The organism is Kribbella sp. NPDC049227, from assembly GCF_043197265.1.
Classification (GTDB): domain Bacteria; phylum Actinomycetota; class Actinomycetes; order Propionibacteriales; family Kribbellaceae; genus Kribbella.
In genome coordinates this window covers 836,293-859,366 of record NZ_JBICST010000004.1, presented here as the reverse complement: position 1 = coordinate 859,366, position 23,074 = coordinate 836,293, and the positions used below count along the sequence as shown (strand labels likewise).

General features: G+C 68.6%; 22 protein-coding genes. 11 read left to right on the top strand and 11 right to left on the bottom strand.

The window, feature by feature from the left end:
• Positions 1 to 6: 6 nt before the first annotated feature.
• Genes ACGFH6_RS21955 through ACGFH6_RS21945 form a run of 3 tightly spaced genes read right to left on the bottom strand, consistent with a single transcriptional unit; the run spans position 7 to position 3,501 of the window.
• The gene (locus ACGFH6_RS21955) at positions 7 to 990 is read right to left on the bottom strand and encodes an ABC transporter permease (RefSeq protein WP_393386613.1); all 984 of its coding nucleotides are present in this window, start codon (positions 988 to 990) and stop codon (positions 7 to 9) included.
• Positions 980 to 1,999 carry an ABC transporter permease gene (locus ACGFH6_RS21950; RefSeq protein WP_393386611.1) on the bottom strand — a complete coding sequence of 340 codons (1,020 nt, stop codon included), beginning with the start codon at positions 1,997 to 1,999 and terminating at the stop codon, positions 980 to 982. Before ACGFH6_RS21950 ends, ACGFH6_RS21955 begins: the two co-directional genes overlap by 11 nt.
• Entirely contained in the window at positions 1,996 to 3,501 is a 1,506-nt protein-coding gene (locus ACGFH6_RS21945) for a sugar ABC transporter ATP-binding protein (protein ID WP_393386608.1), read from the bottom strand. Before ACGFH6_RS21945 ends, ACGFH6_RS21950 begins: the two co-directional genes overlap by 4 nt.
• Before the next feature lie 227 nt (positions 3,502 to 3,728).
• Between ACGFH6_RS21945 and ACGFH6_RS21940 the strand changes: the two genes are divergently transcribed.
• Together ACGFH6_RS21940 and ACGFH6_RS21935 are read left to right on the top strand one after the other, a co-directional pair.
• On the top strand, positions 3,729 to 4,808 hold the full coding sequence (locus tag ACGFH6_RS21940) for a LacI family DNA-binding transcriptional regulator (RefSeq protein ID WP_393386606.1): 1,080 nt from the start codon (positions 3,729 to 3,731) through the stop codon (positions 4,806 to 4,808).
• Positions 4,809 to 4,882: 74 nt separating this feature from the next.
• The gene (locus ACGFH6_RS21935; protein ID WP_393386603.1) at positions 4,883 to 5,971 is read left to right on the top strand and encodes a YbhN family protein; all 1,089 of its coding nucleotides are present in this window, start codon (positions 4,883 to 4,885) and stop codon (positions 5,969 to 5,971) included.
• Between the two features lie 3 nt (positions 5,972 to 5,974).
• On the opposite strand, the gene ACGFH6_RS21930 is transcribed toward ACGFH6_RS21935, so the two are convergent.
• On the bottom strand, positions 5,975 to 6,652 hold the full coding sequence (locus ACGFH6_RS21930; RefSeq protein WP_393386600.1) for a TetR/AcrR family transcriptional regulator: 678 nt from the start codon (positions 6,650 to 6,652) through the stop codon (positions 5,975 to 5,977).
• A gap of 101 nt (positions 6,653 to 6,753) precedes the next feature.
• On the opposite strand from ACGFH6_RS21930, the gene ACGFH6_RS21925 reads away from it, so the two are divergent.
• The gene (locus ACGFH6_RS21925) at positions 6,754 to 7,557 is read left to right on the top strand and encodes an alpha/beta fold hydrolase (protein WP_393386598.1); all 804 of its coding nucleotides are present in this window, start codon (positions 6,754 to 6,756) and stop codon (positions 7,555 to 7,557) included.
• A gap of 1 nt (position 7,558) precedes the next feature.
• On the opposite strand, the gene ACGFH6_RS21920 is transcribed toward ACGFH6_RS21925, so the two are convergent.
• The 3 genes from ACGFH6_RS21920 to ACGFH6_RS21910 are packed head-to-tail and all read right to left on the bottom strand — an operon-like array spanning position 7,559 to position 10,448.
• Positions 7,559 to 8,497, bottom strand: coding sequence for a hypothetical protein (locus tag ACGFH6_RS21920; protein WP_393386596.1), 939 nt, complete (start codon positions 8,495 to 8,497; stop codon positions 7,559 to 7,561).
• Positions 8,487 to 9,626 carry a mandelate racemase/muconate lactonizing enzyme family protein gene (locus ACGFH6_RS21915; RefSeq protein WP_393386594.1) on the bottom strand — a complete coding sequence of 380 codons (1,140 nt, stop codon included), beginning with the start codon at positions 9,624 to 9,626 and terminating at the stop codon, positions 8,487 to 8,489. The genes ACGFH6_RS21920 and ACGFH6_RS21915 overlap by 11 nt, the downstream gene beginning before the upstream one ends.
• Positions 9,627 to 10,448, bottom strand: a complete 822-nt coding sequence (locus tag ACGFH6_RS21910) for an IclR family transcriptional regulator (RefSeq protein WP_393386591.1) — start codon at positions 10,446 to 10,448, stop codon at positions 9,627 to 9,629.
• A 110-nt stretch (positions 10,449 to 10,558) separates the two neighbouring features.
• Between ACGFH6_RS21910 and ACGFH6_RS21905 the strand changes: the two genes are divergently transcribed.
• Genes ACGFH6_RS21905 through ACGFH6_RS21885 form a run of 5 tightly spaced genes read left to right on the top strand, consistent with a single transcriptional unit; the run spans position 10,559 to position 16,542 of the window.
• The gene (locus tag ACGFH6_RS21905; RefSeq protein WP_393386588.1) at positions 10,559 to 11,515 is read left to right on the top strand and encodes a carbohydrate ABC transporter permease; all 957 of its coding nucleotides are present in this window, start codon (positions 10,559 to 10,561) and stop codon (positions 11,513 to 11,515) included.
• Positions 11,512 to 12,351 (top strand): carbohydrate ABC transporter permease, encoded by an 840-nt coding sequence (locus ACGFH6_RS21900; RefSeq protein WP_393386585.1) that lies wholly within the window; start codon positions 11,512 to 11,514, stop codon positions 12,349 to 12,351. Before ACGFH6_RS21905 ends, ACGFH6_RS21900 begins: the two co-directional genes overlap by 4 nt.
• 29 nt (positions 12,352 to 12,380) lie before the next feature.
• A complete protein-coding gene (locus tag ACGFH6_RS21895; RefSeq protein WP_393386582.1) occupies positions 12,381 to 13,715 on the top strand; it encodes an ABC transporter substrate-binding protein in 1,335 nt (444 codons plus the stop codon).
• 8 nt (positions 13,716 to 13,723) lie between these two features.
• The gene (locus ACGFH6_RS21890; protein WP_393386579.1) at positions 13,724 to 14,758 is read left to right on the top strand and encodes a zinc-binding dehydrogenase; all 1,035 of its coding nucleotides are present in this window, start codon (positions 13,724 to 13,726) and stop codon (positions 14,756 to 14,758) included.
• A gap of 2 nt (positions 14,759 to 14,760) precedes the next feature.
• Positions 14,761 to 16,542: a glycoside hydrolase family 36 protein gene (locus ACGFH6_RS21885; RefSeq protein WP_393386576.1), complete on the top strand. Its 1,782-nt coding sequence runs from the start codon at positions 14,761 to 14,763 to the stop codon at positions 16,540 to 16,542.
• Positions 16,543 to 16,547: 5 nt separating this feature from the next.
• Here the strand turns inward: ACGFH6_RS21885 and ACGFH6_RS21880 are convergent, their stop codons facing one another.
• Positions 16,548 to 17,303: an SDR family NAD(P)-dependent oxidoreductase gene (locus ACGFH6_RS21880; protein WP_393386573.1), complete on the bottom strand. Its 756-nt coding sequence runs from the start codon at positions 17,301 to 17,303 to the stop codon at positions 16,548 to 16,550.
• Positions 17,304 to 17,343: 40 nt separating this feature from the next.
• Here ACGFH6_RS21880 and ACGFH6_RS21875 point away from each other — a divergent pair, with 40 nt between their 5' ends.
• The 3 genes from ACGFH6_RS21875 (at position 17,344) to ACGFH6_RS21865 (ending at position 20,746) form a co-directional block, all read left to right on the top strand.
• Complete coding sequence (locus ACGFH6_RS21875) at positions 17,344 to 19,110, top strand: glycoside hydrolase family 36 protein (protein ID WP_393386571.1); 1,767 nt, start codon at positions 17,344 to 17,346, stop codon at positions 19,108 to 19,110.
• A gap of 85 nt (positions 19,111 to 19,195) precedes the next feature.
• Positions 19,196 to 20,140, top strand: coding sequence for an aldo/keto reductase (locus ACGFH6_RS21870; RefSeq protein WP_393386568.1), 945 nt, complete (start codon positions 19,196 to 19,198; stop codon positions 20,138 to 20,140).
• A 54-nt stretch (positions 20,141 to 20,194) separates the two neighbouring features.
• Positions 20,195 to 20,746 carry a DUF4240 domain-containing protein gene (locus ACGFH6_RS21865; protein WP_393386565.1) on the top strand — a complete coding sequence of 184 codons (552 nt, stop codon included), beginning with the start codon at positions 20,195 to 20,197 and terminating at the stop codon, positions 20,744 to 20,746.
• Here ACGFH6_RS21865 and ACGFH6_RS21860 read toward each other — a convergent pair.
• From ACGFH6_RS21860 to ACGFH6_RS21850, 3 genes are read right to left on the bottom strand one after another with little or no spacing between them, the layout of a single operon-like run.
• Positions 20,743 to 21,414: a hypothetical protein gene (locus ACGFH6_RS21860; RefSeq protein WP_360437339.1), complete on the bottom strand. Its 672-nt coding sequence runs from the start codon at positions 21,412 to 21,414 to the stop codon at positions 20,743 to 20,745. The genes ACGFH6_RS21865 and ACGFH6_RS21860 overlap by 4 nt on opposite strands.
• A 37-nt stretch (positions 21,415 to 21,451) precedes the next feature.
• Positions 21,452 to 22,684 (bottom strand): RNA polymerase sigma factor, encoded by a 1,233-nt coding sequence (locus ACGFH6_RS21855; protein WP_393386562.1) that lies wholly within the window; start codon positions 22,682 to 22,684, stop codon positions 21,452 to 21,454.
• Positions 22,681 to 23,034 (bottom strand): YciI family protein, encoded by a 354-nt coding sequence (locus tag ACGFH6_RS21850; protein WP_393386753.1) that lies wholly within the window; start codon positions 23,032 to 23,034, stop codon positions 22,681 to 22,683. The genes ACGFH6_RS21855 and ACGFH6_RS21850 overlap by 4 nt, the downstream gene beginning before the upstream one ends.
• Positions 23,035 to 23,074 lie beyond the last annotated feature (40 nt).

Sequence of the window (23,074 nt, the reverse complement as noted above, 5' to 3'; positions counted from 1 at the left end):
GTCCTTTCAGGTGCGGCGCCGTTGCAGCACGGAGCGGGCGAGGTTGGGGGCGAGCACGGAGACGATGAGCAGTACGCCGGTGACGACGTTCAGGGCCTCGTTGGACACATCGGACAGGCGGAGCGCGTTCTGCAGCGCGCCGAGCAGCACGACGCCGGCGATCACACCGGGCAGTGCGCCCTTCCCGCCGAAGATCGAGACGCCGCCGAGCAGGACCGCGGCGACCACGGCCAACTCGAGACCGGCGCCGTTGTCAGCGCGGGCGCTGGAGTAGCGCAGCGTCCACAGCACTCCGGCGAGACCCGCGATCAGACCACTGACGACGTACAGCCAGAACTTCAACCGGCCCGGACGTACGCCGGCGAACCGGGCCGCCTGTTCACCGGCGCCGACCGCGAAGACGGCCCGGCCGATCGGTGTCGCGTGCAGGACCACGCCAAAGACCACGGCGAGGACGACGATGATGATCAGCACGTTCGGGATCGGCGTCCCGCCGATGGTGCCGGTGACCCAGTCGGTGTAGACGGCCGGGAAGTCGGCGACCGCGCTGTCGCCGAGGACGACGAGGGCCAGGCCGCGGTACAGCGCGAGGGTGCCGATCGTGACGGCCAGGGACGGCAGGCCGAGGACCGTCACGAAGAAGCCGTTGACCGCGCCGAGCACGGCCCCGAGCAGCAGGCAGAGCGGGATGATCGACTCGATCGGCTGGTTCGCGTTCCACAGGTAGCCCATCACCGCGCTGGACAGACCGAGCGTGCTCGCCACCGAGAGGTCGATCTCGCCGCTCACGATCACCAGCGTCATCGGTAGCGCGACCAGTGCGATCGGCAGCAGGTCCAGGACCAGGAAGCCGAAGTTCTGCGAGGTGCCGAAGCTGTCCACGGTCGCCGAGGCCACGATCAGCACGATCACGGTGATGGCGACGATCGCGACGTTCCAGTTCGCGAAGCGGCTGTAGTTGCGCTCGGCAATGATCGTCTCAGCTGACATGGGAGCCCCGCTTCCTCAGCCCGGCCGCGACCCGGACGGCGACCAGGCGGTCGGCGCCGATCGCGAGCAGGATCAGTCCGCCGACGATCGCCTGCTGCCAGAACTGGTTGATCTCGAGCACCGCCAGCGAGCTGGCGATCGTCGTCAGCAGCAACGCACCGAGCGCCGCGCCCCACACCGTCCCGCTGCCGCCGAAGACCGCGACCCCGCCGACCACCACGGCGGCAACCACGTTCAGCTCGTACCCGGTCCCGGCCGCGGCGTCGATGGTGCCGAACCGCGCCGCGAACAACACACCCGCGAGCCCGGCCAACCCACCGCTGACGACGAAGGCGCCGACGGTACGGCGTCCGACCGCTATGCCGGCCAAGCGCGCGGCCTGTGGACTGGACCCCATCGCGTACAACTCGCGGCCCACGCGGTAGTTGCGCAGGACAACACCGGTGACCACCAGGACCAACACGGCCAGCAACACCAGATACGGGATCCCCAGCACAGTGGCGTTGCCGAAGTCGAGGAAGCCGGCCGGGAGTTCGTCGGCGTTGATCTGGCTGCCGCCGGCCCAGAAGTACGTGATGCCGCGAACGACGTACAGGGTGCCGAGTGTGACGACGAGGGCAGGAACGTTCCCGAAGCGGACGAGCGCGCCGTTGACGACGCCGCAGACCGCGCCCACCGCGGCACCGACGGCCAGGACGACGATGACCGGCAGGCGCGGACTGTTCTGCAAGAGGGTGCCGACGGTGAACGCGCTCAGCCCGAGCACCGAGCCGACCGAGAGGTCGATGTTGCGGGTGATCACCACCACGGCCTGGCCGACCGCCAGAACGGCCAGGATCGCGGTGCCGAGCAGAATGTCACGGATGCTCTGACCGGACAGGAACCGCGGGTTCGAGATCGTCGTCACCGCGACCAGCACAGCCAGCGCGATGACGATACCGAGCTCTCTGACCTTCAGGACGACATCCAGGGAGGACCGGCGCGGTGCGGGCAGGTCGACAGCCGTCATACGCTCGCCTCCTGACCGGTCGCGGCGAACATCACCGACTCCTCGGTGGCCTCGCTCCGGCTGAGCTCGGCGACCAGGCGGCCCTCGCGCATCACCAGGACGCGATCGGCCATGCCGAGCACCTCGGGTAGCTCGGACGACACCATCAGTACGGCGACGCCCTCGGCGGCGAGGCTGGACATCAGCCGGTGGACCTCGGCCTTGGTCCCGACGTCGATGCCGCGGGTCGGCTCGTCGACGATCAGCACCTTGGGATCGGTGGCCAGCCACTTGGCCAGCACGACCTTCTGCTGATTGCCGCCGGACAGCGTGCCGACCTCATCGGAAAGCCTTCCGTACTTGGTCTTCAGCCGCTGCGTCCACTCCCGGGCCGAGCGGCGTTCGCGGCCGCCGGTGAGGAAGCCGAGCTGCGACAGCGACCGCGACCTGGGCAGCGTCACGTTCCGCTCGATCGACAGCTCCATCAGCAGGCCCTGCTGCCGACGATCCTCCGGGACCAGCGCGACGCCGGCGGCCATCGCCTGCTTCGGCGAACCGGGCCTCAGCGTCCGCCCGACCACCTCGACCGTGCCCGAGTCACGCGGGTCGATGCCGAAGATCGACTGCACCACCTCGGAGCGGCCGGATCCGACCAGACCGGCCAGCGCGACGATCTCGCCGGCGCGTACGTCGAACGAGACGTCGAGGAACACGGGGTCGCGGCTCAGGCCACGGACGCTGAGGGCGACCGCGCCGGGGGTCACGTCCTGCTTGGGGAACAGCGCACCGAGGTCGCGGCCGACCATCTTGCGGACCATCTCGTCGACCGTGATGTCGGTGAGCAGGTCGGTCGAGACGTGCCGGCCGTCACGCATGATCGTCACCCGCTGACAGAGCGCGGTGACCTCCTCGAACCGGTGCGAGATGAACATCAACGCGGCACCGTCGTCCCGCAGCGACCGGGCCACGGCGAACAGCCGCTCAACCTCGACACCGGTAAGGGCCGCGGTCGGCTCGTCCATCACCACCACGCGGGCATCCGCGGACAGCGCCTTGGCGATCTCGACCAACTGCTGGTCCGCGATCGACAGGCCACGGGCCGGCTGGTTCGGATCGATCGACACGCCGAGCCGGACGAACAGTTGCGCCGCCTGCTGGACCATCGCCGCCCGGTCGATGGTTTTGAAACGACCCAGAGGCTGGCGGCCCATCGCGATGTTCTCGGCCACGGACAGATCCGGGAACAGGGTCGGCTCCTGGTAGATGACCGCGATCCCGGCCGCCTTCGCATCCGCCGGACCGCCGAGGTCGATCGCGATGCCGTCCAGTTCGATCGTGCCGCTGTCCGGACGATGCACACCGGCCAGCATCTTCACGATCGTGGACTTCCCCGCGCCGTTCTCGCCGACCAGGGCGTGCGCCTCACCGCCGTACAGGTCGAAGGAGACGTCCCGGACGGCGGCGACCGCGCCGAAAGACTTCGACACTTCGCGCACGCTGAGCAGCGGGCGGCCGTCGGGCATGGTCACCTCCAACTCGGCGCGGTGGAGTTGCTGAAAGGTTTCAAGACGATTGCATGAACGTAAGCGTGCGCGGCTGGAGGCGTCAAGACCTCGCCCGCCTTTCGGCCGCCCTCCGGCGGCCGGACCCGGACGAGTACTGCGGATCCACCGGTCCGAACAGGTACGCTCCACCCGCTAAGACGTTTCAAACCGGTCCATCCCAGGACCACGACGCAGGGAGGTCGCGCATGCCGGACAGCGCGCCCGAAACCTTGCCTTCAGGAGGCGGGAAGCGGCGGAAGGCCGCCAAGCGCCATACCGCCGGCGTGAAGGCAGTAGCCGCGGCGGCCGGGGTGTCGCTGGGGACCGTGTCGAATGTGCTGAACCGGCCGGAGGTGGTCAGCCCGCTGACCCGGGCCAAGGTCGAGGCGGCGATGGCCTCGCTGGGGTTCGTCCGGAACGAGTCGGCCCGGCAACTGCGCGCGGGCAGCAGCCGGATCCTCGCCTACCTGATGCTCGACGCCGGCAACCCGTTCTTCACCGACGTGGCCAAGGGTGTCGAGGAGGCGGCCCAGGCGGCCGGCCTCTCGGTCTTCCTGTGCAACAGCAACGAGGACGCCGACCGCGAGGCCGACTATCTCGACCTGCTCGAGCAGCAACGCGTCCAGGGCGTCCTGATCACCCCGATCGACCAGAACTCCTCCCGTCTGCGCAAGCTCCCCTCCCGCGGTACGCCGGTCGTCGTGGTGGACCGCAACATCGACGACGGCGAACACTGCTCGGTCGCGGTCAACGACGTCCTCGGCGGCGAACTAGCCATCGCCCACCTGCTCGAACTCGGCCACGAACGGATCGCGTACGTCGGCGGGCCGAACACGATCGGCCAGGTCGTCGACCGGCGCGACGGTGCCCGGCGCGCCCTGCGCAAGGCCGGGAAGCCCCCGGAGAACCTGATCGAGCTCACCACCGGTGCGCTCACCGTCGCCGAGGGAAGGGGCGCAGGGCAACGACTTGCCGGCCTCCCGGCAGCCCGGCGGCCGACCGCCGCGTTCTGCGCGAACGACCTGCTGGCCCTGGGCCTGCTGCAACAGTGCGTCAGTCTCGGCCTGCGTGTTCCCGAGGACCTCGCCATCGTCGGGTACGACGACATCGAGTTCGCCGCGGCGGCCGCCGTACCGCTGACGTCTGTGCGCCAGCCGCGGCAGCTGCTCGGCCGGACCGCCGCCGAACTCCTCCTCGACGAGTCGTCGAACCCCGACCACGAACACCAGCGGGTCACGTTCACCCCGGAGCTCGTCGTCCGGACCTCGACCCGCGGCACCCTCTGAGCCTCGATCCACGGATCGACCCGGCCGGTCGCGCTATCGTGGCGAGGCGACTCGTCCACTGAGCGGGGTGAGACATGCGCGTCGCTGGCGGGGCTTTGGTGCGGCGTTGGGGCGGCCGCGCTGTCGGCTTGGCCATCACCGGTGTCGGCCTGTACATCGTGGCGCCGAGCATGCTGTCCCTCTTCGGAGCCTGGCCACGCCTGGCCGACGTGGAACCCTGGTGGTTCCCGGCGCTCGTCGTACTGGAGGCCTGCAGCTTCGCGGCACTGTGGTGGCTTGCCGGACTGGCCCTGGCCCAGCGCGCGGGGGACGGGGAGCCACCACCCGTCCATTCGGGCTGGGGCACGATCGCGACGGCGCAACTGGCGGGGAACGCTGCCAGCAAGGTCGTCCCCGGCGGCCCGGCCGCCGGCGGAGTCCTCCAAGCCAGGCTCTTGATCCAAGCCGGTCAGCCCGCGGCGGTCGTCGCTTCGGCTCTGACCGCGATCGGCCTGATCACCACCGGCGTGCTGTTGCTGTTGCCCGTCCTGACCGTGCCCGCCGTGCTGATCGGTCCACCGCCGGCGCGGCAACTGGAGCTCGGCCTCCTGGTCTCGCTGATCCTGGCGATCGTCATCGTCGGTCTCGGGTTCACCGCGCTCACCTGGACCCGGTTCGTCGTGCTGATCGGTCGCGGCGCCGGTCACGTCATCCACGTCGTCAAGCGCAGCGTGACCGCGGACAGCTGCTCCGCGACGCTGATAGCGCAGCGAGACCGGGTTGCCGCTGCCTTCGAGGGTCACTGGTGGAAAGCGGTCTTCGCGGCGGCGGCCAACCGCATGTTCGACTACGCGGCACTCGTTGTCGCGCTGGCGGCGCTCAATGCCCATGCCCGCCCCTCCGAGGTGCTCCTCGCCTATGTCGTGGCTCAAGCCCTCACGTTGATCCCAGTGACGCCGGGTGGTCTCGGCTTCGTCGACGCCGGTCTCACCGCGCTGCTTGTCGTCATCGGAATCAGTGCCGACACCGCACTCATCGGGACGCTCCTGTATCGGCTCATCTCCTTCTGGCTGCCGATCCCGGTGGGCCTACTGGCCTGGGCAGGCTGGCGGATTCACCTGCATGTCACCCGTCCGTCGAGGGCAAAGGCGCCCGAGCCCCCTGCCGCCGGGGACGACGAGTAGCCGCTACGCGCCGTACGCGGCGAGGAAGACGTCCACCGCCTGATCGGCGAGCTGGTCGAGCTCACCGGCGACCGGTCCCGCATGGGTGCCGGCGAACATCGCCCGGTTCATCGGCTTGTACATCACCAGTCCGGCGAATTGGTACGCCGCCAGCGTCGGGTCGTCGAGCTCACGCAACAGACCGCGCTCGGTCAACCGGGTGAGCGCTTCGCCCAACGCCTCCAGCGATCGCTCGAAACCGGTGTTGAACCAGGCCCCGCAGACCTCCGGGAATCGGTCGGCCTCGGCGATGACGAGCCGGCGCAACTGGAGCACGCTCCCAGCGGTGAGGCTGTCCAGGAGCCGGCGAGCCATCGCCCGAAGGGCTTCGCGCGCGTCGGTGGCTCCCTCGAGCGTGTCGGCGTACGCCTGGACCAGGCCGTCCATCAGCTGATCGCTGGTGCCGAGGACGATCTCGGCGAACAGGCGCTCCTTGTTCTCGAACTGCTTGTAGACGGTCTGCTTGGACACCCCCGCCTTCGCGGCGACCTCGTCCATGCTCGCGCCGAGATAGCCGTGCTGCAGGAAGACCTCGGTCGCCGCGGCCAGGATCGCCCGGCGTTTCCGCGGCGTCCGGCCCTCGCCCTCGATCTCGACGGCCTGTCCGGGCTGCCAGACGGCAGCGCGTTGTCGGTACTCCACGCGGACCTCCTCGAGTCTTCCCGAAAATCATACTAGACAGTCCAGTTCTTCTCTGAGTACTGTACGGTCTAGTTCCCAACGACACCAGAAGGAGTAGGACGATGAGCACAGTGAGGTCCGCCGACGGAACGACGATCGCCTTCGAGGCCTGGGGATCCGGGCAGCCGCTGATCATGATCGACGGCGCCACCGCGCACCGCGCGGTCAACCCGTCGAACGCCGAGGTCGCGAAGCTGCTGAGCGACGAGTTCCGGGTCTACGCCTACGACCGGCGCGGGCGCGGCGAGAGCACCGACACCAAGCCGTACGCGATCCAGCGCGAGATCGAGGATCTCGCCGCGCTGATCGAGGACGCCGGGCAGCCGGCGATCGTGTTCGGCTGGTCGTCCGGCTCACTGCTGGCGCTGGACGCCGCTGCCGCCGGGCTGCCGATCACGGCGCTGGCCCTGTTCGAGCCGCCCGTGGTGGTCGACGACGGCCGTCCGCCGCTGCCGTCCGACTACGTCGAGCAGCTCGAGGCGTACGTCGCGGCCGGGGACCGCGGTGCTGCGGCGGAGCTGTTCATGACGGCCGCCGCCAACATGCCGCCCGAGTTCGTTGCGGGCGTCCGGCAGAGCCCGTACTGGGCCCCCGTCGAGGAGATCGCCCACACCATCTCGTACGACGGACGCATCATGGGCACGACCATGTCCGGCAACCCGCTGCCGGCCGAGCGGTGGGCCGCGGTCGACGTCCCGGTCCTGGTCCTGCACGGCGACGCCACCGCGCCCTGGCTGATCACCGGCGCCGAGGCCGTCGCCAAGCACCTGCCGACCGCGCGCCTGCTCCCGGTCACCGGCGAGAACCACAACGCCGAGCCGCCTGTCCTCGCCCCGGTCCTGCGCCAGTTCGCGCACGACCTCTGAGTCAGCGGAACAGGTGGGCCGTCAGTTGCCAGGACCTGGTGGCGCCGGCCGGGAGGATCTGATGGGTGCCGGCCGCGACGCCGTCGTTGACGGACAGGGGGTAGCCGGTGCAGGGCTCCAGGACGAGGACATCGAGGCCGCGCCAGCCTCCGCCGTACGAGGCGAAGAGCCAGCACGACGGTAGGTCGGCGCGGTCCCAGGACAGCCGGAGGCCGGTGCCGGCGGCGGGATGCCGCACTCCGCACTCGCCCTGTTCGAGCGTGGTAGCGATGAGGAACTCCGAGACGCCGCGGCTCGTCGTGTCGGGAAGAGTGCGGAGATCGTGGCCCGAAGCCCACGGCCAGGTGAAGCTGTCGCCTTCCGGCCGGACCCGCGGATCACCGAACTCGTGCATCAGTACGTCGCCGGCCGCGAGGTCGATCACCGTGTCCGGACGCAGCTCGACGGCCACATGGGACTTCCACAGGAACGGCTGATCGATCCGGCCGGTGTTCGCAATCCGATAGTCGACCATCAGGTCCGGACCGGCGCCGACCGTCAGCCGCTTCGTCACCTCGGTCCCCGTCACGGCACCGCGGACCGTCAGCTCGAGCCACACCTGACCGGGGTCCGAACCAGTGCTCCAGTGCCACGGCACGGCCCACAACTCGCCGTGATCCGGGACCGGTTCGCTCGCCAGCTCCTCCGGCTCGTCGTTCGGGTACAACTCGTCCCAGCCGCCGAGGAACTGGTCGTCGTACCCGGACCCGAAGGCGGCGGGCCGGACCGGGACGCGGTCGTTGCGCCACAGCAGTTCGGCGTCAACGCGCTTGTCGACGATGCTCATGACCTTGCCGCCGAGTCCGGGGAGGACGACGACTCTGGTCTCCGAGTTCTCCAGGATCACTGCTTGCTGGCCGGCCAGCGACCACTCGGTCGACAGGCGTGGACTAGTCGACACGAAGCTGCTCCATCACGTCGGCATCCACCTCAACCCCTAGCCCTGGTTGGTCGAGCGGAACCTTGACAGTGCCGTCGGCGAACGCGATCTCGCGCCGGACCAGGTCGCGTGCGATCGGCGAGGTCGACACGGTGTGCTCGATCAGTCCGCCGTTCGGGATCGAGGCCGCGAAGTGGGTCGAGGCCGCGACCAGCACGCCGCTCTTGAAGGCGTGCGGCACCAACCGCCGGTGCCGCGTGTGCGCCAGCCAGGCCAGCCGGCGGCCGGCGGTCAGACCACCGCACCGGGCCAGGTCCGGCTGGATCAGATCGAGCTCACCCTCGTCGATCAAGGTCTCGAAGGCGGCATGGCTGCTCTCCTGCTCGCCTCCCGCGATCGTGAGCGACGTACGGCGGGAGAGCTCGCGGTAGCCCGTGATGTTGTCGGGGGCAACGGGTTCCTCGAGCCAGGCGATGCCGTAGTCCTCGTACATCGCGGCCATCCGCAGGGCGGTCTTGGTGTCCCAGACCTGGCCCGCGTCGATCATCACGTCGATGTCGTCGCCCACGGCGCGCCGGATCTCCTTGACCAGTTCCTCGTTGAAGTCCCGGTCCTGCCCGATCGGTCCCCAACCGAACTTCATCGCCCGATATCCCTGCTCGGCATGGTCCGCCGCGGCCTTCGCGGCCAGCAGAGGCGTGTCCGGCATGACCAGACTCGCGTACGCCGTGAGCCGGTCACTGCGCGCTCCACCGAGCAACCGCGCCACCGGCACTCCGAGAATCTTGCCGGCCAGGTCCCACAGCGCGATGTCGACTCCGCTGATCGCGTGCATCGTCGCGCCACCGGAGAAGTAGCGACTGCCCTCCACCATCGCGTGCCAGGCAACCTCGATGTCGAGCGGGTTGCGACCGAGCAGGATCGAGCGCAGACCTCGGGCGATCAGGTGCGACGGCTCGGCCTCGACGACCGCCTTCGCGACCAGCGGTGCCGAGTCGACTTCGCCGACCCCCACAGAGCCGTCGCTGGCCGTGACGAAGATCAGCAGGGTGTCCTGCGTCCCGTCGCAGCGGTCCGCATCCACCGCGGACAGCCGCAGATGGACGGCCTCGACGTCGGTGATGGTCAGATTCGTTGCTGTGGTGGACATTCAGCCTCCGGTGAAGGGCTCGGGAGCCTGCAGGACCGCGCCGCCGAGCTCCTCGGTGACGATCTCGCGGATCCGGGGCAGCCAGCTGACGAGGTCTTGCGGTGTCGTCCGACTGACCACCGCGCTGATGCTGATCGCGCCGGTCGGGCGGGTCGGCGAGTCCAGGAACAATGGCAGCGCGATGCAGACGATGCCGAGGTCGTTCTCCTGCATGTCGAGCATGTAGCCGTTGCTGCGGCCCTCCGCGAGGGCGTCGTGCAACGCATCCGGCGTACGCAGCGTGTGCGGCGTCCGGGCCTCGAGCGGTCCGTACTCGGCGACGTACTGATCGACCTCCGTCCGGTCGGTGAGCTCGTGCATCAGCAGCGCCTTGCCGAGACCCGTGCGGTACGCCGGATTCGAGCCGCCGATCACCGAGCTCATCTGGAACGTCTGCCGGCTGGGCGACACCTTCGCCTGGTAGACGATGTTGCCGTCGACAAGGACTCCGTAGTGGGTCGTCTCGCCGGTCTCGTCCGCGAGCCGGCGCAGCAGCGGGCCCACCGTGAGACTCGGCGCCCGCGCCTCGTGGTACCCGAAGACGAGCCGGAGCAGGTCGAAGCCGAGATGGTAGACCCCCTGGGCGTCCTGCCGGGCGAATCCCGACTGCACCAGCGCGCCGAGGGCACGATGAGCGCTGGACTTCGGCGCGTCGAGAGCCGCTGCCACCTCACCCAGCCGGGTCCCGGCAGGGTGCTCCGCCAGGTGACGCAGCACCGCCAGGACGCGCGCCGAACCGGTCAGGGCGCTCGCCTCTTCGGCACGCTTCCCCTCTGTTCCCATCAGCCCCCTGCTTTCGTCCAAACGGTTGACTCCGCCCTCATCTTTGCTCCTACTATGCCAACAGGTCCCGCTGATAGGAACAGCGTTCCGATAATTGGAACGAGGGAGTTATGGCACAACGTCTTGCAGTCCGCCCGGCGGCCGAGGAACCGGTGGCGAGTACTCCGCCCCGCCGCGGCCTGACCATGACCCGGCGCCAGGCGTTGTGGTGCTACGTCTTCATCGCGCCCGCCGTTCTCGGCCTGCTGCTGTTCTCGATCGGGCCGATGCTCGCCTCGCTCGGCTTGAGCTTCACGTCGTACGACATGCTGACGAACCCGGTGTGGACGGGTGCGGACAACTACAGCGCCCTGTTCGCCGATCCGATCTTCCGCAAGTCCCTGAGCGTGACGCTGATCTACGGCGTGGTCAGTGTTCCGGCCACGATGATCCTCGCGCTCGTGCTGGCCATCCTGCTCAACTCCAAGCTGCCGGCGCTGAAGTTCTTCCGCTCCGCCTACTACCTGCCGAGCGTGATCAGCGGCGTCGCCGTCGCGATGGTGTGGAAGTGGATGTTCAACGGCGAGTACGGCCTGATCAACGCCGCGCTGGCCAAGGTCGGCATCGACGGTCCGTCCTGGCTGACCGACGAGCAGTGGGCGTTGCGCGCGCTGATCTTCATGAGCCTGTGGGGATTCGGCGGCACCATGCTGATTTATCTGGCCGGCCTGCAGGGCGTGCCGAAGGAGCTCTACGAGGCGGCGAAGGTGGACGGTGCCACGACGTTCCGCCAGCACCTGCACGTGACCGTACCGATGCTGTCCTCGGTCACGCTCTTCAACCTGATCATGGGCATCATCAACAGCCTGCAGGTGTTCGCCGAGCCCTTCGTGCTGACCCAGGGCGGGCCGAACAACTCGACCCTGCTGCTGTCGGTGTACCTGTACCAGAACGCCTTCCAGTACTTGAAGATGGGCTACGCCTCCGCGATCGCCTGGGTCGCCTTCGCGATCATCATGGTGCTCACCCTCCTGGTCTTCCGCTCGATGCCGATGTGGGTCCACACCGAGACGGAGGACGACCGATGACGAATCGCAAGGGCCTGCCGCTCGGGACCTGGATCCGGCTGATCGTCTTGTCCGTCGGCTGTTTCGCGGTGCTGATGCCGGTGGTCTGGATGGTGCTCACCTCACTCAAGGCACCGACCCAGGTGTTCGTCACGCCGCCGATCTGGAAGTTCACCCCGCAGTGGCACAACTACGCCGAGGTGTTCCAGCTGGTGCCGTTCCAGCGCTACATCCTGAACACCGCGACGATCGTCGGCCTGGTGGTACTGGGCACGCTGCTCAGCTGCTCGTTCAGCGCCTACGGGTTCGCCCGGCTCCAGGCTCCCGGCCGGAACACGATCTTCCTGGTGCTGATGGCGACGCTGATGCTGCCGACCACGGTCACCCTGGTGCCGACGTACATCGTGTTCAACCACCTCGGCTGGCTGAACACCTTCAAGCCGCTGATCCTGCCGGCCTTCTTCGGCTCGGCGTTCTTCATCTTCCTGTTCCGGCAGTTCTTCATGGGTATCCCGCGCGAACTGGAGGAGGCGGCCCGGATCGACGGCGCCGGCTACCTGCGGATCTGGTGGACGATCTTCCTGCCGCTGAGCTGGCCGGTGATCGCCACCGTCACCGTCTTCACCTTCATTGCCTCGTACAACGACTTCTTCGGCCCGGTGATCTACCTGTCGGACGAGTCGAAGTACACGATCGCCGTCGCCCTGTCCTACTTCAGCGGTTCGCCCCGGATCGGGCCGCAGATGCACCTCACCATGGCCGCGACCACCATCGCCGCGCTCCCGTCGATCCTGGTCTTCCTGCTGGCCCAGCGCTACTTCATCCGGGGCATCGCCGTCAGCGGCGTGAACAAGTAGCCCGACCGTCACGTCGAAGGAGACGATCCATGTCGAACAACACCGTGAGCCGCCGGGTCCTGCTCGGCGGTCTGACCGCCGCCGGAGCAGCAGGTCTGGTCGGTTGCTCCGGCAACAGCAGTGGCGGATCGGCCGCCGCGCCGGCGCCCACCGGAACCGCCCTGGTCGGAAAGACCAACCTGGAGATCTACGCCTGGACCAACGGCCCGACCATCGACGCGAACTTCCGCAAGCGGGTCGCGCTGTTCAACAAGGAGTACGCCGGCAAGTACACCGCGAAGATCAACTTCCTGCCGTACGACCAGTACTGGCAGAAGGTGCAGTTGCAGTACGCCGCGAAGAAGCCGTTCGACATCTACTACTGGGACGTCCAGGCGTACGCCCACTACAAGAAGAACCTGGTCTTCAACGAGCAGCCCGTGATCGACACCACCCCGATGGTCGACCCGAACGCCTACCCGACCAAGCTGTACGACCCGTGGAAGTTCGACGGCAAGAACCTGTTCTGCGTGCCGGAGAACATCCAGTCGATGGCGATGTTCTACAACAAGTCCCACTTCGACGCCGCCGGGCTGGACTACCCGGACGCGACCTGGACCTGGGACAAGGTGGTCGAGACCGCACCCAAGCTGCAGAAATCGACCGGCAGCAAGGTCACCCGGTGGGGCCTCGACATCGGTTCGCTGGGCATCTGGTGGGGCATCCAGTCGCTGTCGTGGGCAGCCGGCTCGTCGTTCGTCGACAAGGCGCTGGAACCGACCAAGTTCCAGATGACCGACCCGAAGGTGGTCGAGTCGATGCGTTTCGTCCAGGACATGATGTGGTCCAAGCACATCGCGCCGCGGCCGGACGAGCGGGCCGGGGTCGCGCAGAACAACGGCGGTTTCGCCTCCGGCGCGTACTCGATGATCGCCGACGGCACCTGGAACATCTCGTCGTTCCAGCAGATGAAGGACAAGTGGGCGATGGCCCCGTTGCCGAAGTACCAGGGCAACAGCATCGCGCCGTACTGGCTCGGCGGGTGGGTGATCCCGCGGCAGTCGGCCGCGCTGTCGGCGGCGCAGGCCTTCGCGACCTGGAGCGCGACCAAGTTCCAGCCGCAGATGGCCAAGGACCACGACTGGATCCCGTTGCAGAACGCGGCCCGGGAGTCCCAGGACATGCTGAAGGGGATGCCGGAAGGCTTCGAGGCGGCGATGAAGGACCTGTCGAACGCGCGCATCGGCGACATCTACACCGCCAACATGCAGCAGATCTTCAACGAGGTCTACGGCAAGAACTTCGAGCAGTTGCTCAACAACAAGCTGACCCCGGAGGACGCCGCACAGAAGATGCAGGATGCCGCCACCAAGTTGCTCGGCTGAGGAGCGTTATGGAGGCGCTGGTTCTCAGCGATGTCGGGCACTTCGACCTGGTCACCCTCGACGACCCGGTCCCCGGCCCGGGCGAGGTCCGCATCGCCGTCACGGAGTCGGGGATCTGCGGATCGGAGCTCGGTGGGTTCCTCGGCACTGACGGCCTGCGCAAGCCCGGGCTGGTGTTCGGGCACGAGTTCGTCGGCGTGGTCGACGCGTACGGGCCTGACGTACCGGCGGAGCAGCAACTGCCACCGGGTACGTCGGTCACCGCCAATCCGCTGCGGTCGTGCGGGCTCTGCCCGATCTGCGTGGCCGGGCACGAGAACGTCTGCCCGCAACGCAAGCTGCTCGGCGGCCACGTCCACGGCAGCAACGCGGGGCTGATCGTCGTACCGGCGAACGCGGTGCACCGGGTCGATCATCTGCCCGACCCGAGCTCCAGTGTGTTCGCCGAGCCCACGGCGTGTGCGCTGCGGGCGGTCGGGCGTACCCGGATCTCGGCCGGCGGGTCCGCCCTCGTCATCGGTGCCGGTCCGATCGGCCTGCTCCTGCTGGAGGTACTGCGGTTTCGGGGCGTCGAGCAACTGTTCTTCACCGAGCGGGTCGAAGGACGGGTCGCCGCGGCCGAAGCCAGTGGAGCCACACGGCTCAGCGACGACCCGGACGCCCTCGTCCGGCAGCTCAAGGAGCTCACCCGCGGACTGGGCGCGGACGCGGTGTTCGACGCGGTCGGCAGCGCCGACACCCGAACCTCGGCGACGCTCGCCGCACGGCCGGGTGGAGACGTCTGCTTCGTCGGGCTGCACTCCGCCGACGGCGTGCTGCCGCTGCGGGACCTGATCCGCCGCGAGGTCGCCTGCACCACCAGCTTCGCGTACCGGCCGGACGAGTTCGGCCAGGCGGTCGAGATGCTCGGACGCGGCGAGTTGGTGTTCCGCGGCGAGGTGGTGCACGCGGGTCTGGCCGACGGACAGCACTGGTACGAGCAACTGATCAAGGGCCATCCGGCCGGCAAGGTCGTACTCCAACCCAGCAACCCAGGGACGTGATCGTGATCGAGACGCCGGAACTCATCCCCGCACTGCCCGGAGCCGAGGCCGGACTGGTCCGGCAGTCCGCCGCTGCGGCGACCTACGCGGTGACCGTCACCCAGGCTGGTCAGTGGGATCCACAGGTCGGCTCCGTTGTGTTGCCCCGGGCAACGTCGATCGACGGCTTCACCAGCGGTTGGGGACTCGAGTACCAGCCAGTGACCCTGCCGGTGGACGAGTCGGCGGAGCTCGAGGTGACCACGGGTCGTTCCACGCAGGGCGCCGTACCGTGGCTGGCGGTCGAGACCGAAGCCGGTGTGTACGTCGTGACGCTGCATTGGAGCGGGAACTGGCGAATCGCCAGCACACCGGTCGACGACGGCGTACGGATCGATGTCGCGCTGCACCCCGACGGGCAGCGGATCATCCTTGCCGACGGTGAGACGTTCACCCTGCCGGAGGTCAGCATCGCGTGGGGCGAGACGCGTGCCTCCGCTGCCGCAGCCCTGGCGCGGCACCTGTCCGAGCAGGTCCCGGCCGGTCCGCCACTGCTGACCGAGTGGAACCACTGGTGGCCGTACGAGGACGCCGAGATCTCCGAGGACGTCTTCCTCGCGAACGCGGCCGTCGCCGCGGATCTGGGACTCGAGGTCGCGCTGCTGGACGCCGGCTGGTTCGGCCGCCCGGAGGCGGACAGCCAGTGGTTCGCCGAACGCGGCGACTGGCACCGGGTCAACGCCGCACGCTTCCCGCACGGACTGGCCTGGCTCGCCGATCAGACCCGTGCCCTGGGCATCGAGTTCGGCATCTGGATCGAGGCCGAAGCGATCGGCGCCCGCGCGTCCATTGCCGCCGAGCGGCCCGAGTTGGTCGCCACGGACAAGGCAGGTTCCAGCCTTGGCTACGTCTGCCTCGGCTCCCCGGCCGGGCAGGAACACGTCTTCGCCAGCGTGTCCGGGCTGATCGAGACCACCCACGCCCGCTGGATCAAGTGGGACTTCAACCTCGATCCAGGAGCCGGCTGCACCCGCGACGACCACGGCCACGGCTCGGAGGATGGACTACTACGCCATTACCTCGGCCTGTACGACGTACTGGATCGGTTGCGTGCGGCCTATCCGGAGACTGTGCTGGAAGCGTGTTCGTCCGGCGGGCTGCGGATCGACGCCGGGCTGGCCGCGCATGTCGACGCGTTGTTCCTCTCCGACCCGGACTGGACCGAGCACCACCTCACGTGCCTGTGGGGTGCGGCTCAGCTGCTGCCGCCTCGCCAACTGCTGCACTGGCCGCAGAGTGAGTGGCGCGGCGAGCATCGGTTCCAGAAGGTCGACTACTCCGGCACGTTGATCACGCCGGCCCAGTTCGACACCAAGATGCGGGCGGCGTTGCTGCATCGGTTCGGTGTGTCGGTGCGGCTCACCGAGATGCGGCCGGACCTGTTGCGGCGGCTTCGGGATCACGTGGACAGCTATCGGTCGGCGATCAGGCCATTGGTCGAGACGGGCGTGCTGATTCCGCTGACCGAGCAACCGTTGCGCGAGGAGAAGGGCTGGCGTCAGCCCGCTTACCAGCTGACTGCGGACGACCGTCATCTCGTGGCCGGCTTCCGGCTGCACCCGACCGGGGACTGGGAGCCGGTCCGGCCGGTTGGACTCGACCCGATGGCGACGTACGCCGTTGACGTGCTCGCCGACGGGGAGCTGCAGCGGGCGGAGCGGCGTACCGGGAAGGACCTTGCCGAGGCCGGGTTGATGCCGACCGCCGGGACCTCGATCCTGTGGCTGCTAAGCCGTGCCGAATGAGGTCGTCAGGTCGGGTAGGGATAGCAGCGGGCGGTGGCGCCGCCGTCCACGGTGATCGACTCGCCGTTGACGAACGACGCCTCGTCCGACAGCAGGAACGCGACCACCCGGGCAATCTCCACCGGTTCGATCAGGCGGCGGATCGGGTGCAGGTCGGCGTACTCCGCGAGCAGGGCATCGGGATCGTCGGACGCATCGAGGAACGACTGGGTCAGCGGTGTCATCACCGCGCCCGGACGGACCGCGTTGCACCGGATGCCCTGGGCCGCCTCCTCCACCGCGAGTTGGCGCGTCATCGCGTCGATGCCGCCCTTCGTCGCGGCGTACACGAACGACTCGGGGAATCCGGCCAGCGAGTGGATGCTCGACATGTTGACGATCGCGCCGCCGGCGCCGCGCAGCGCCTCGGTGGCGACGGCGCAGCCCAGCATGGTCCCGATCAGGTTGACCTGGACGATGGCCTGCAGGTCGTCCTCGTCCAGTGCCCGGGCCGTCGTCGGTCGCTCGATCCCGGCGTTGTTGACCCAGCCGGTCAGCCGGGCGTTCTCGGTGGCGACCTGCCGGGCTCGCTCGTGGTCCGCGCGGCGGGTGACGTCGCCGGTGACGCCGACGAACTTGCCGCCCAGCTCGTCGCGCAGGCTCTGCAGCCGGGGTTCGTCACGATCCAGCCCGATCACTGTCCACCGGCGTTCAACCAGCAGGCGGGCGATCGCCGCACCGATGCCGTTGGCCGCTCCGGTCACCACCACACCGTTGTCCACGGCCCCAACCCTAGATGCTCGCTGAGGAGAGATGGCCACGATGACTGACTTCGGAATAGCGCATGCCACTGTGGAGGACCACATCGGTCCGTTCCTTCGACTCGCGACGACGCTGACCCGGTCCGCACCCCTGGCTGAGATCGAGCTCGAGGCGGACGAGGCGGTCGTGGAGTGGTTGCACCCCTTCAGCTGGGACGCCGCTGATCGAGGTGTGGTCACGCCGACCAGGAGGCTGGTCGAGGGTGATCTCATCTGCCTGCACGCCGGACCGTACGGGACGGCCGATGCCGTTGCCCATCGCAACGGTGAGCCGATGCTCTTTCCTGACATCAAGGACGGGCATCGCTATCTGGAAGGTGCCGCGCCGGGGCCGGACGAGGATCACCAGGATGCGGCTGCGTGGACTCTGGTGGAGCTCGCCGGGCAGTGCGCCGTACTGGCGTGGGAGTACAGCGGTTCGCTCACCATCGAGGTGACGGTTCAGGACGGCCGGACGCGGATCACCAGCAAGCTGCCGTCGGACAGTTTCCATCCGGCCGACTCGGAGGACTGGGAGGGACCGGTGGGATGGGTGGCTGTGGTGCCGGGCGGTCTGGATGCGGGCGCGGCGGCATTGCGGTCGCTGGTGATCGACGAGGTCGTGACGGCACCCGACCTGAGCGGGATGCCTGGTGACCCGGCGTTCCCTTGTGTGGTCGCGAATTCGTGGGGTGTTCAGGAGAACACGTCCACCGAGCGGATCATCGGGATGATGGACGCGACCGCCGAGATCGGTGCCGAGGTCTTCGTGGTGGACAAAGGCTGGGAACGCTCGGTCGGCGACTGGCACGCCAACGACCGCTTCTCCTCCGGCATGCGGTGGCTGTCGGACGAGGCTCGCTCACGCGGCATGGGCTTCGGTGTCTGGTGTGGCTTCGGGAACGCCGATCCGGAGTCACCGGTCGCCCAGGAGCATCCGGACTGGCTGGCAAGCTGGCGAGGCATGACGCCGAAGCTGAGCTTCGGCAACCATGCGCTCTGCCTCGGGCATGATCCGGCTCGGGACTGGATCCTCGATGAACTCCGGCGGATGGTCGACGAGTTCGGGCTGACCTGGTTTCTGCACGACTTCGAATCCATCGCCCGCTGCGATCGCGACGACCACACCCACGATCCGGGCGCCGGCGAACATGCCGCCGAGCGTGCGTGGCACCACGTCCTGCGCACCCTGCGCACCGAGTTTCCCCACCTGGTGCTGGAGAACTGCTGGAACGGCGTACGTCCGCTGGACCTGGCGATGGTGCGCAGCCATCACACCACGATCACCGAGGACCACTGCCGTACGCACTGGAACAGTCTGGCCAAGGTCGGCCTCGGTCGATACCTGCCGCTGGACTGGCAGAGCGCGTACATGGGTGCCGACAAGCTCTCCCCGCGGGCGCGGATCGCGCCGTACGTGATCGGTGGGCCCTGGGTGCTGATGGACGATCCCGAGACCTGGAGCGTCGAGACACGCGAGACGATGGCTCAGGCGGCCGCGGTGTTCAAGCGCTGGCGCGGTCCGTTGCGTACGGCAACCGTCCGCCGACCCATCGTCGACGTCGATGGGTACGACGCCGTCCAGGCCACGACCGAGGACGGACGGGTATTGCTCGCGATCAGCCTGCCCGCTGCGCCGAGCGAGGTGCGGGTAGCGCTCGATGGGTTCGAGGGGGACTACGTCCTGTGCGACGAGTGGACCGGCGAGACGAGTCTGGTCACCATCAACGACAAGGGATTGACACTCCCAAGCGGTGACGGTCTCCTGGTCAGCCTCACTCCCGCCTAGACCTGTCCGCAGCTACCGGCCGGATTCGTGCGCCTCCACCGGTTTGCTTGACCTGGAGCGCGCGCCAGGATGAAGCATCGGCGCCATGATGAACATCGCGCTGGGAGCCATGGAGTACGGGACGCGGATCGGGGAGAAGGAGTCGTTCGCGCTCCTGGACGCGTACGTCGATGGTGGCGGGGAGTGGATCGACACGGCGAACTGCTACGCGTTCTGGCAGGACCCGAGCGGCCGTGGTGGACAGAGTGAGGAGCTGCTCGGCCGGTGGTTCGCGAGCCGGCCGGGTGTGCGGGACCGGGTGAGGCTGGCGACCAAGGTCGGCTGCGAGCCGCTCTGGCCCGGCAGCTATCCCGAGCACTCGGAGGGCCTCAGTGCCAAGGCGGTCGACGCGGGGCTCGAAGGCTCACTGCGTCGGCTCGGCGTCGACCACATCGACCTCTACTGGGCACACCGCGACGACCGGGACACTTCGCTCGAGGAAACGGTCGCAGCCTTCGGGAAGCACGCCGCCGCCGGCACGATCGGCCGATTGGGTCTGTCGAACTACGCACTGTGGCGGGTCGAGCGGATGCGTGACCTCGCGCTGCAACTGGGCGTGATGGGCCCGACCGCTCTGCAACTGCGGTACTCGTACCTGCAGCCGCGCCCGTTCGTCCGCGACCACACCCACGACCACCGCTTCGGCTGGATCACCGACGAGGTCCTCGACTACGCCGTACAGAACCCCGAGCAGCAACTGTTCGCCTACAGCCCGCTCATGTCCGGCGCCTACGAGAACCGCCCCGACCGCCCCATCCCCGAGGCCTTCGACCACCCCGGCACCACCCGCCGCCTCCAGGTCCTCACCGACATCGCCACCGAACTCGACGCCACCCGCAGCCAGGTGGTCCTCGCCTACCTCACCGCCGGCACCCCGGCCATCACCCCCATCGTCGGCATCTCCACCCCCGCCCACCTGACCACCGCCCTCCACAGCACCACCCTCAACCTCACCCCCACCCACCACTCCGCTCTGGACGACGTTTGGTAAATCACACCGGATCAACGCTCCCGTTCAGGGTGGGAGCGGTGAGAGGCTGTGGGGGTGGACAGGGATGGTTTCTGGGGACTGGTCGAGGATGCGCGGGGTGCGGTGGATGACACCGTCGCGGATCCGGACGGGGTTGCGGACGCGCTGGTCAAGGTGCTCGGTGGGCTCGAGGCCGACGGGATCGCGGGGTTCGGGGTCGAACTCGCGCGGTTGCAGGTCGAGTCGTACCGGTGGGACCTGTGGGCGGCGGCGTACCTGATCAACTCGGGGGCCTCCGAGGACGGGTTCGACTCGTTCCGGGGCTGGCTGATCGCGCAGGGACGGGAGGTGTGGGAGGGCGCGCTGGCAGAGCCGGACTCGCTCGCGGACGTGGTCGACGAGGATCGGCCGGAGGGCTTCGAGGGGTTCGACGGCGAGGCGATGCTGTACGTCGGCAGTCACGCCTACAAGAACATGACCGGCGACGAGGCGGCGTACTGGAAGGCTGTCGAGGCGGAGGCACCGGATACGCCGGACCTGCCCGCCGGCAAGGAGATCGACTTCGACGACGAGGACGACCTGGAGACCCATCTGCCCCGGCTGGCCGTGCTCTACGGGGAGGCCTAGGCCGGTTCGCCGCCGAGGCGTTCGATGGCGGCACGGAGACGGCGGCGCCAGCCCGGCTGGCCGGCGTCCTGGTCGGCCGCGGCCAGACTGACCAAGTGCTGCGCCATCTCGAACCCTTCCGTGGTCTGCGGTTCGGTGTCGGTGAGCGGTACGCCGCTCTGCGGTTCGTCATGGTCGAGCTCGATCGGACGGCTCGTCCAGCCGAACCCGTCCGGCACCAGCAACTCCGGTACGAGCGTCTCGTGGCTGAGTGACGTCAGCTCCTTGTCACCGTTGCCGATGCTGAAGATCGTCGTACCACGCCGCCGTACGTCGCTGATGCGTTCCAGCAACGTGTCAGCGGGGTCCTCCTCCGCCACCACCAGGAGGGACTCGCCCCGTCCGGTGTCACGCAGACGGTCCAGCCCGATCGCCAGGTGTGGCGGTGCGTCCGGCGGTGGTGCCCAGCGGACCAGGGCCGGCCGGATGTCCTCGACGCCGGCCCGGTGCAGTTCGTCGTCCAGGTGCGCCGTCAGGTGCCACGGCTCGTCGTCGGCCGGCCCGAACAGCATCAGACCGCCGTTCCGGGTGGTGAACCTGCGCAGCGAGTGCGCGAACTCCGTCGTCCGGGTGCCGAGCTCGGTGCCGGTCAGCATCTCCCGGAGGAGGGAGGCCCTGGTGAGATCCACAGCTCCAAACCTGACACATGTCCGGGGGCATCGCGAGTCAGATCAGGCGGTCCGCCTTGGACTGGAGGTAGTTGCGTTCCGGGACACTCGTCGTACGGCGGGCCGCGTGCAGATAGCTCTCCCGGGCGCCGGCCAGGTCGCCTGACATCTCCTGCAGGTGGGCGCGGACCGCCTCCAGCCGGTGGTTGTCGGTCAGGCGGTCATCGGACTCCAGTGGCTCGAGTACGGCGAGGCCCTCCTTCGGACCGACCGCCATGGCGACCGCGACGGCGTGGTTGAGCTTGACCATCGGGTTGTCCGACATCTGCTCCAGTACGTCGTACAGCGCAACGATCTGCCGCCAGTCCGTGTCTTCGGCCCGCTCCGCCGTGTCGTGCACCGCTGCGATCGCGGCCTGCACCTGGTACGGCCCCAGCTGCGTGCGCGACAGCGCATCGGTCACCAGCGACTCACCCTCGACGATGGTGTCCTTGTTCCACAGCGACCGGTCCTGCTCGGCCAGCGGGACCAGTGCGCCGTCCGCACCCGTCCGAGCGGGCCGGCGCGCGTCCGTCAGCAGCATGAGTGCCAGCAGCCCCGCCACCTCGCCGTCGTCGGGCAGCAGCTTGCGTACGCCGCGCACCAGCCGGATCGCCTCCGTGGTGAGCTCGGCACTGTGCAACGCCGTACCCGACGACGCGGTGTAGCCCTCGTTGAAGATCAGGTAGAGCACATGCAGTACGGCGCCCATGCGCTCGTCCCGCTCAGCCTCCGGCGGCATCTCGAACGTGCTGCCCGCCTGCTTGATACTGCGCTTCGCCCGGCTGATCCGCTGCGCCATGGTCGGCTCCGGCACCAGGAACGCGGCCGCGATCTGGGCAGTGGTCAGACCGCCGACCGCCCGCAGTGTCAGCGCGATCTGCGACGCCGGGGACAGCGCAGGATGGCAGCACAGGAACAGCAGCGTCAGTGTGTCGTCCCGGCCACCCGGATCGTCGATCTCAGGGCCTGCGGCAACGAACTCCTCGGGCGCAGCCATCTGCGCCGCGTTCTCCTCGCGGCGCCGCCTCGCCGACTCACTGCGCAGCAGATCGGTCAGCCGGCGTGACCCGACCCGGATCAGCCAGCCACGCGGGTTGTCAGGCACACCGTCGTCCGGCCACTGCTGCGTGGCCGCGAGCAGCGCCTCCTGCACGGCCTCTTCGGCCAGATCGAAGTGGCCGTAGTGGCGGACCAGGGCACTCAGCACCTGCGGCGCCTGCTCGCGCAGCAGCAGCTCGAAGTCGCTCACATCTCCAGCCCGGACGCGTCCATCACCGGCCGTACCTCCACCGCGACGTACTTCGCGTCCGGCATCCGGGCCGCGTAGCCGATCGCCTGGTCGATGTTGTCGCACTCGACCAGGTAGAACCCGGCGAGGTGCTCCTTGGCCTCAGCGTACGGTCCGTCGGTGGTCGTCGTGGTGTCGTCACGCACCGACACGGTCCGGCTCGTGATGGGGTCGGCCAGCCCGGCAGCGCTGACCAGCAGACCCTGCTCGCTCAGCTCACGGGTCAGGGACTCGTGCGCGCGGCCCAGGCCCTCGCGCTGCTCGGCGGACAGGCTCGCCCAGCTCTCCGGGTTGCTGTAGATCAGCAGCATGTACTTCACGGGCACCATCCTGTCGCTCGCGGAGGCCGCT

Excerpts from the sequence above, each read along its gene's own strand:
- ACGFH6_RS21955 (WP_393386613.1), bottom strand. The coding sequence starts at position 990 with ATGTCAGCTGAGACGATCATTGCCGAGCGCAACTACAGCCGCTTCGCG.
- ACGFH6_RS21950 (WP_393386611.1), bottom strand. The coding sequence starts at position 1,999 with ATGACGGCTGTCGACCTGCCCGCACCGCGCCGGTCCTCCCTGGATGTC.
- ACGFH6_RS21945 (WP_393386608.1), bottom strand. The coding sequence starts at position 3,501 with ATGCCCGACGGCCGCCCGCTGCTCAGCGTGCGCGAAGTGTCGAAGTCT.
- ACGFH6_RS21940 (WP_393386606.1), top strand. The coding sequence starts at position 3,729 with ATGCCGGACAGCGCGCCCGAAACCTTGCCTTCAGGAGGCGGGAAGCGG.
- ACGFH6_RS21935 (WP_393386603.1), top strand. The coding sequence starts at position 4,883 with ATGCGCGTCGCTGGCGGGGCTTTGGTGCGGCGTTGGGGCGGCCGCGCT.
- ACGFH6_RS21925 (WP_393386598.1), top strand. The coding sequence starts at position 6,754 with ATGAGCACAGTGAGGTCCGCCGACGGAACGACGATCGCCTTCGAGGCC.
- ACGFH6_RS21915 (WP_393386594.1), bottom strand. The coding sequence starts at position 9,626 with ATGTCCACCACAGCAACGAATCTGACCATCACCGACGTCGAGGCCGTC.
- ACGFH6_RS21910 (WP_393386591.1), bottom strand. The coding sequence starts at position 10,448 with ATGGGAACAGAGGGGAAGCGTGCCGAAGAGGCGAGCGCCCTGACCGGT.
- ACGFH6_RS21905 (WP_393386588.1), top strand. The coding sequence starts at position 10,559 with ATGGCACAACGTCTTGCAGTCCGCCCGGCGGCCGAGGAACCGGTGGCG.
- ACGFH6_RS21900 (WP_393386585.1), top strand. The coding sequence starts at position 11,512 with ATGACGAATCGCAAGGGCCTGCCGCTCGGGACCTGGATCCGGCTGATC.
- ACGFH6_RS21895 (WP_393386582.1), top strand. The coding sequence starts at position 12,381 with ATGTCGAACAACACCGTGAGCCGCCGGGTCCTGCTCGGCGGTCTGACC.
- ACGFH6_RS21890 (WP_393386579.1), top strand. The coding sequence starts at position 13,724 with ATGGAGGCGCTGGTTCTCAGCGATGTCGGGCACTTCGACCTGGTCACC.
- ACGFH6_RS21875 (WP_393386571.1), top strand. The coding sequence starts at position 17,344 with ATGACTGACTTCGGAATAGCGCATGCCACTGTGGAGGACCACATCGGT.
- ACGFH6_RS21870 (WP_393386568.1), top strand. The coding sequence starts at position 19,196 with ATGATGAACATCGCGCTGGGAGCCATGGAGTACGGGACGCGGATCGGG.
- ACGFH6_RS21850 (WP_393386753.1), bottom strand. The coding sequence starts at position 23,034 with ATGCTGCTGATCTACAGCAACCCGGAGAGCTGGGCGAGCCTGTCCGCC.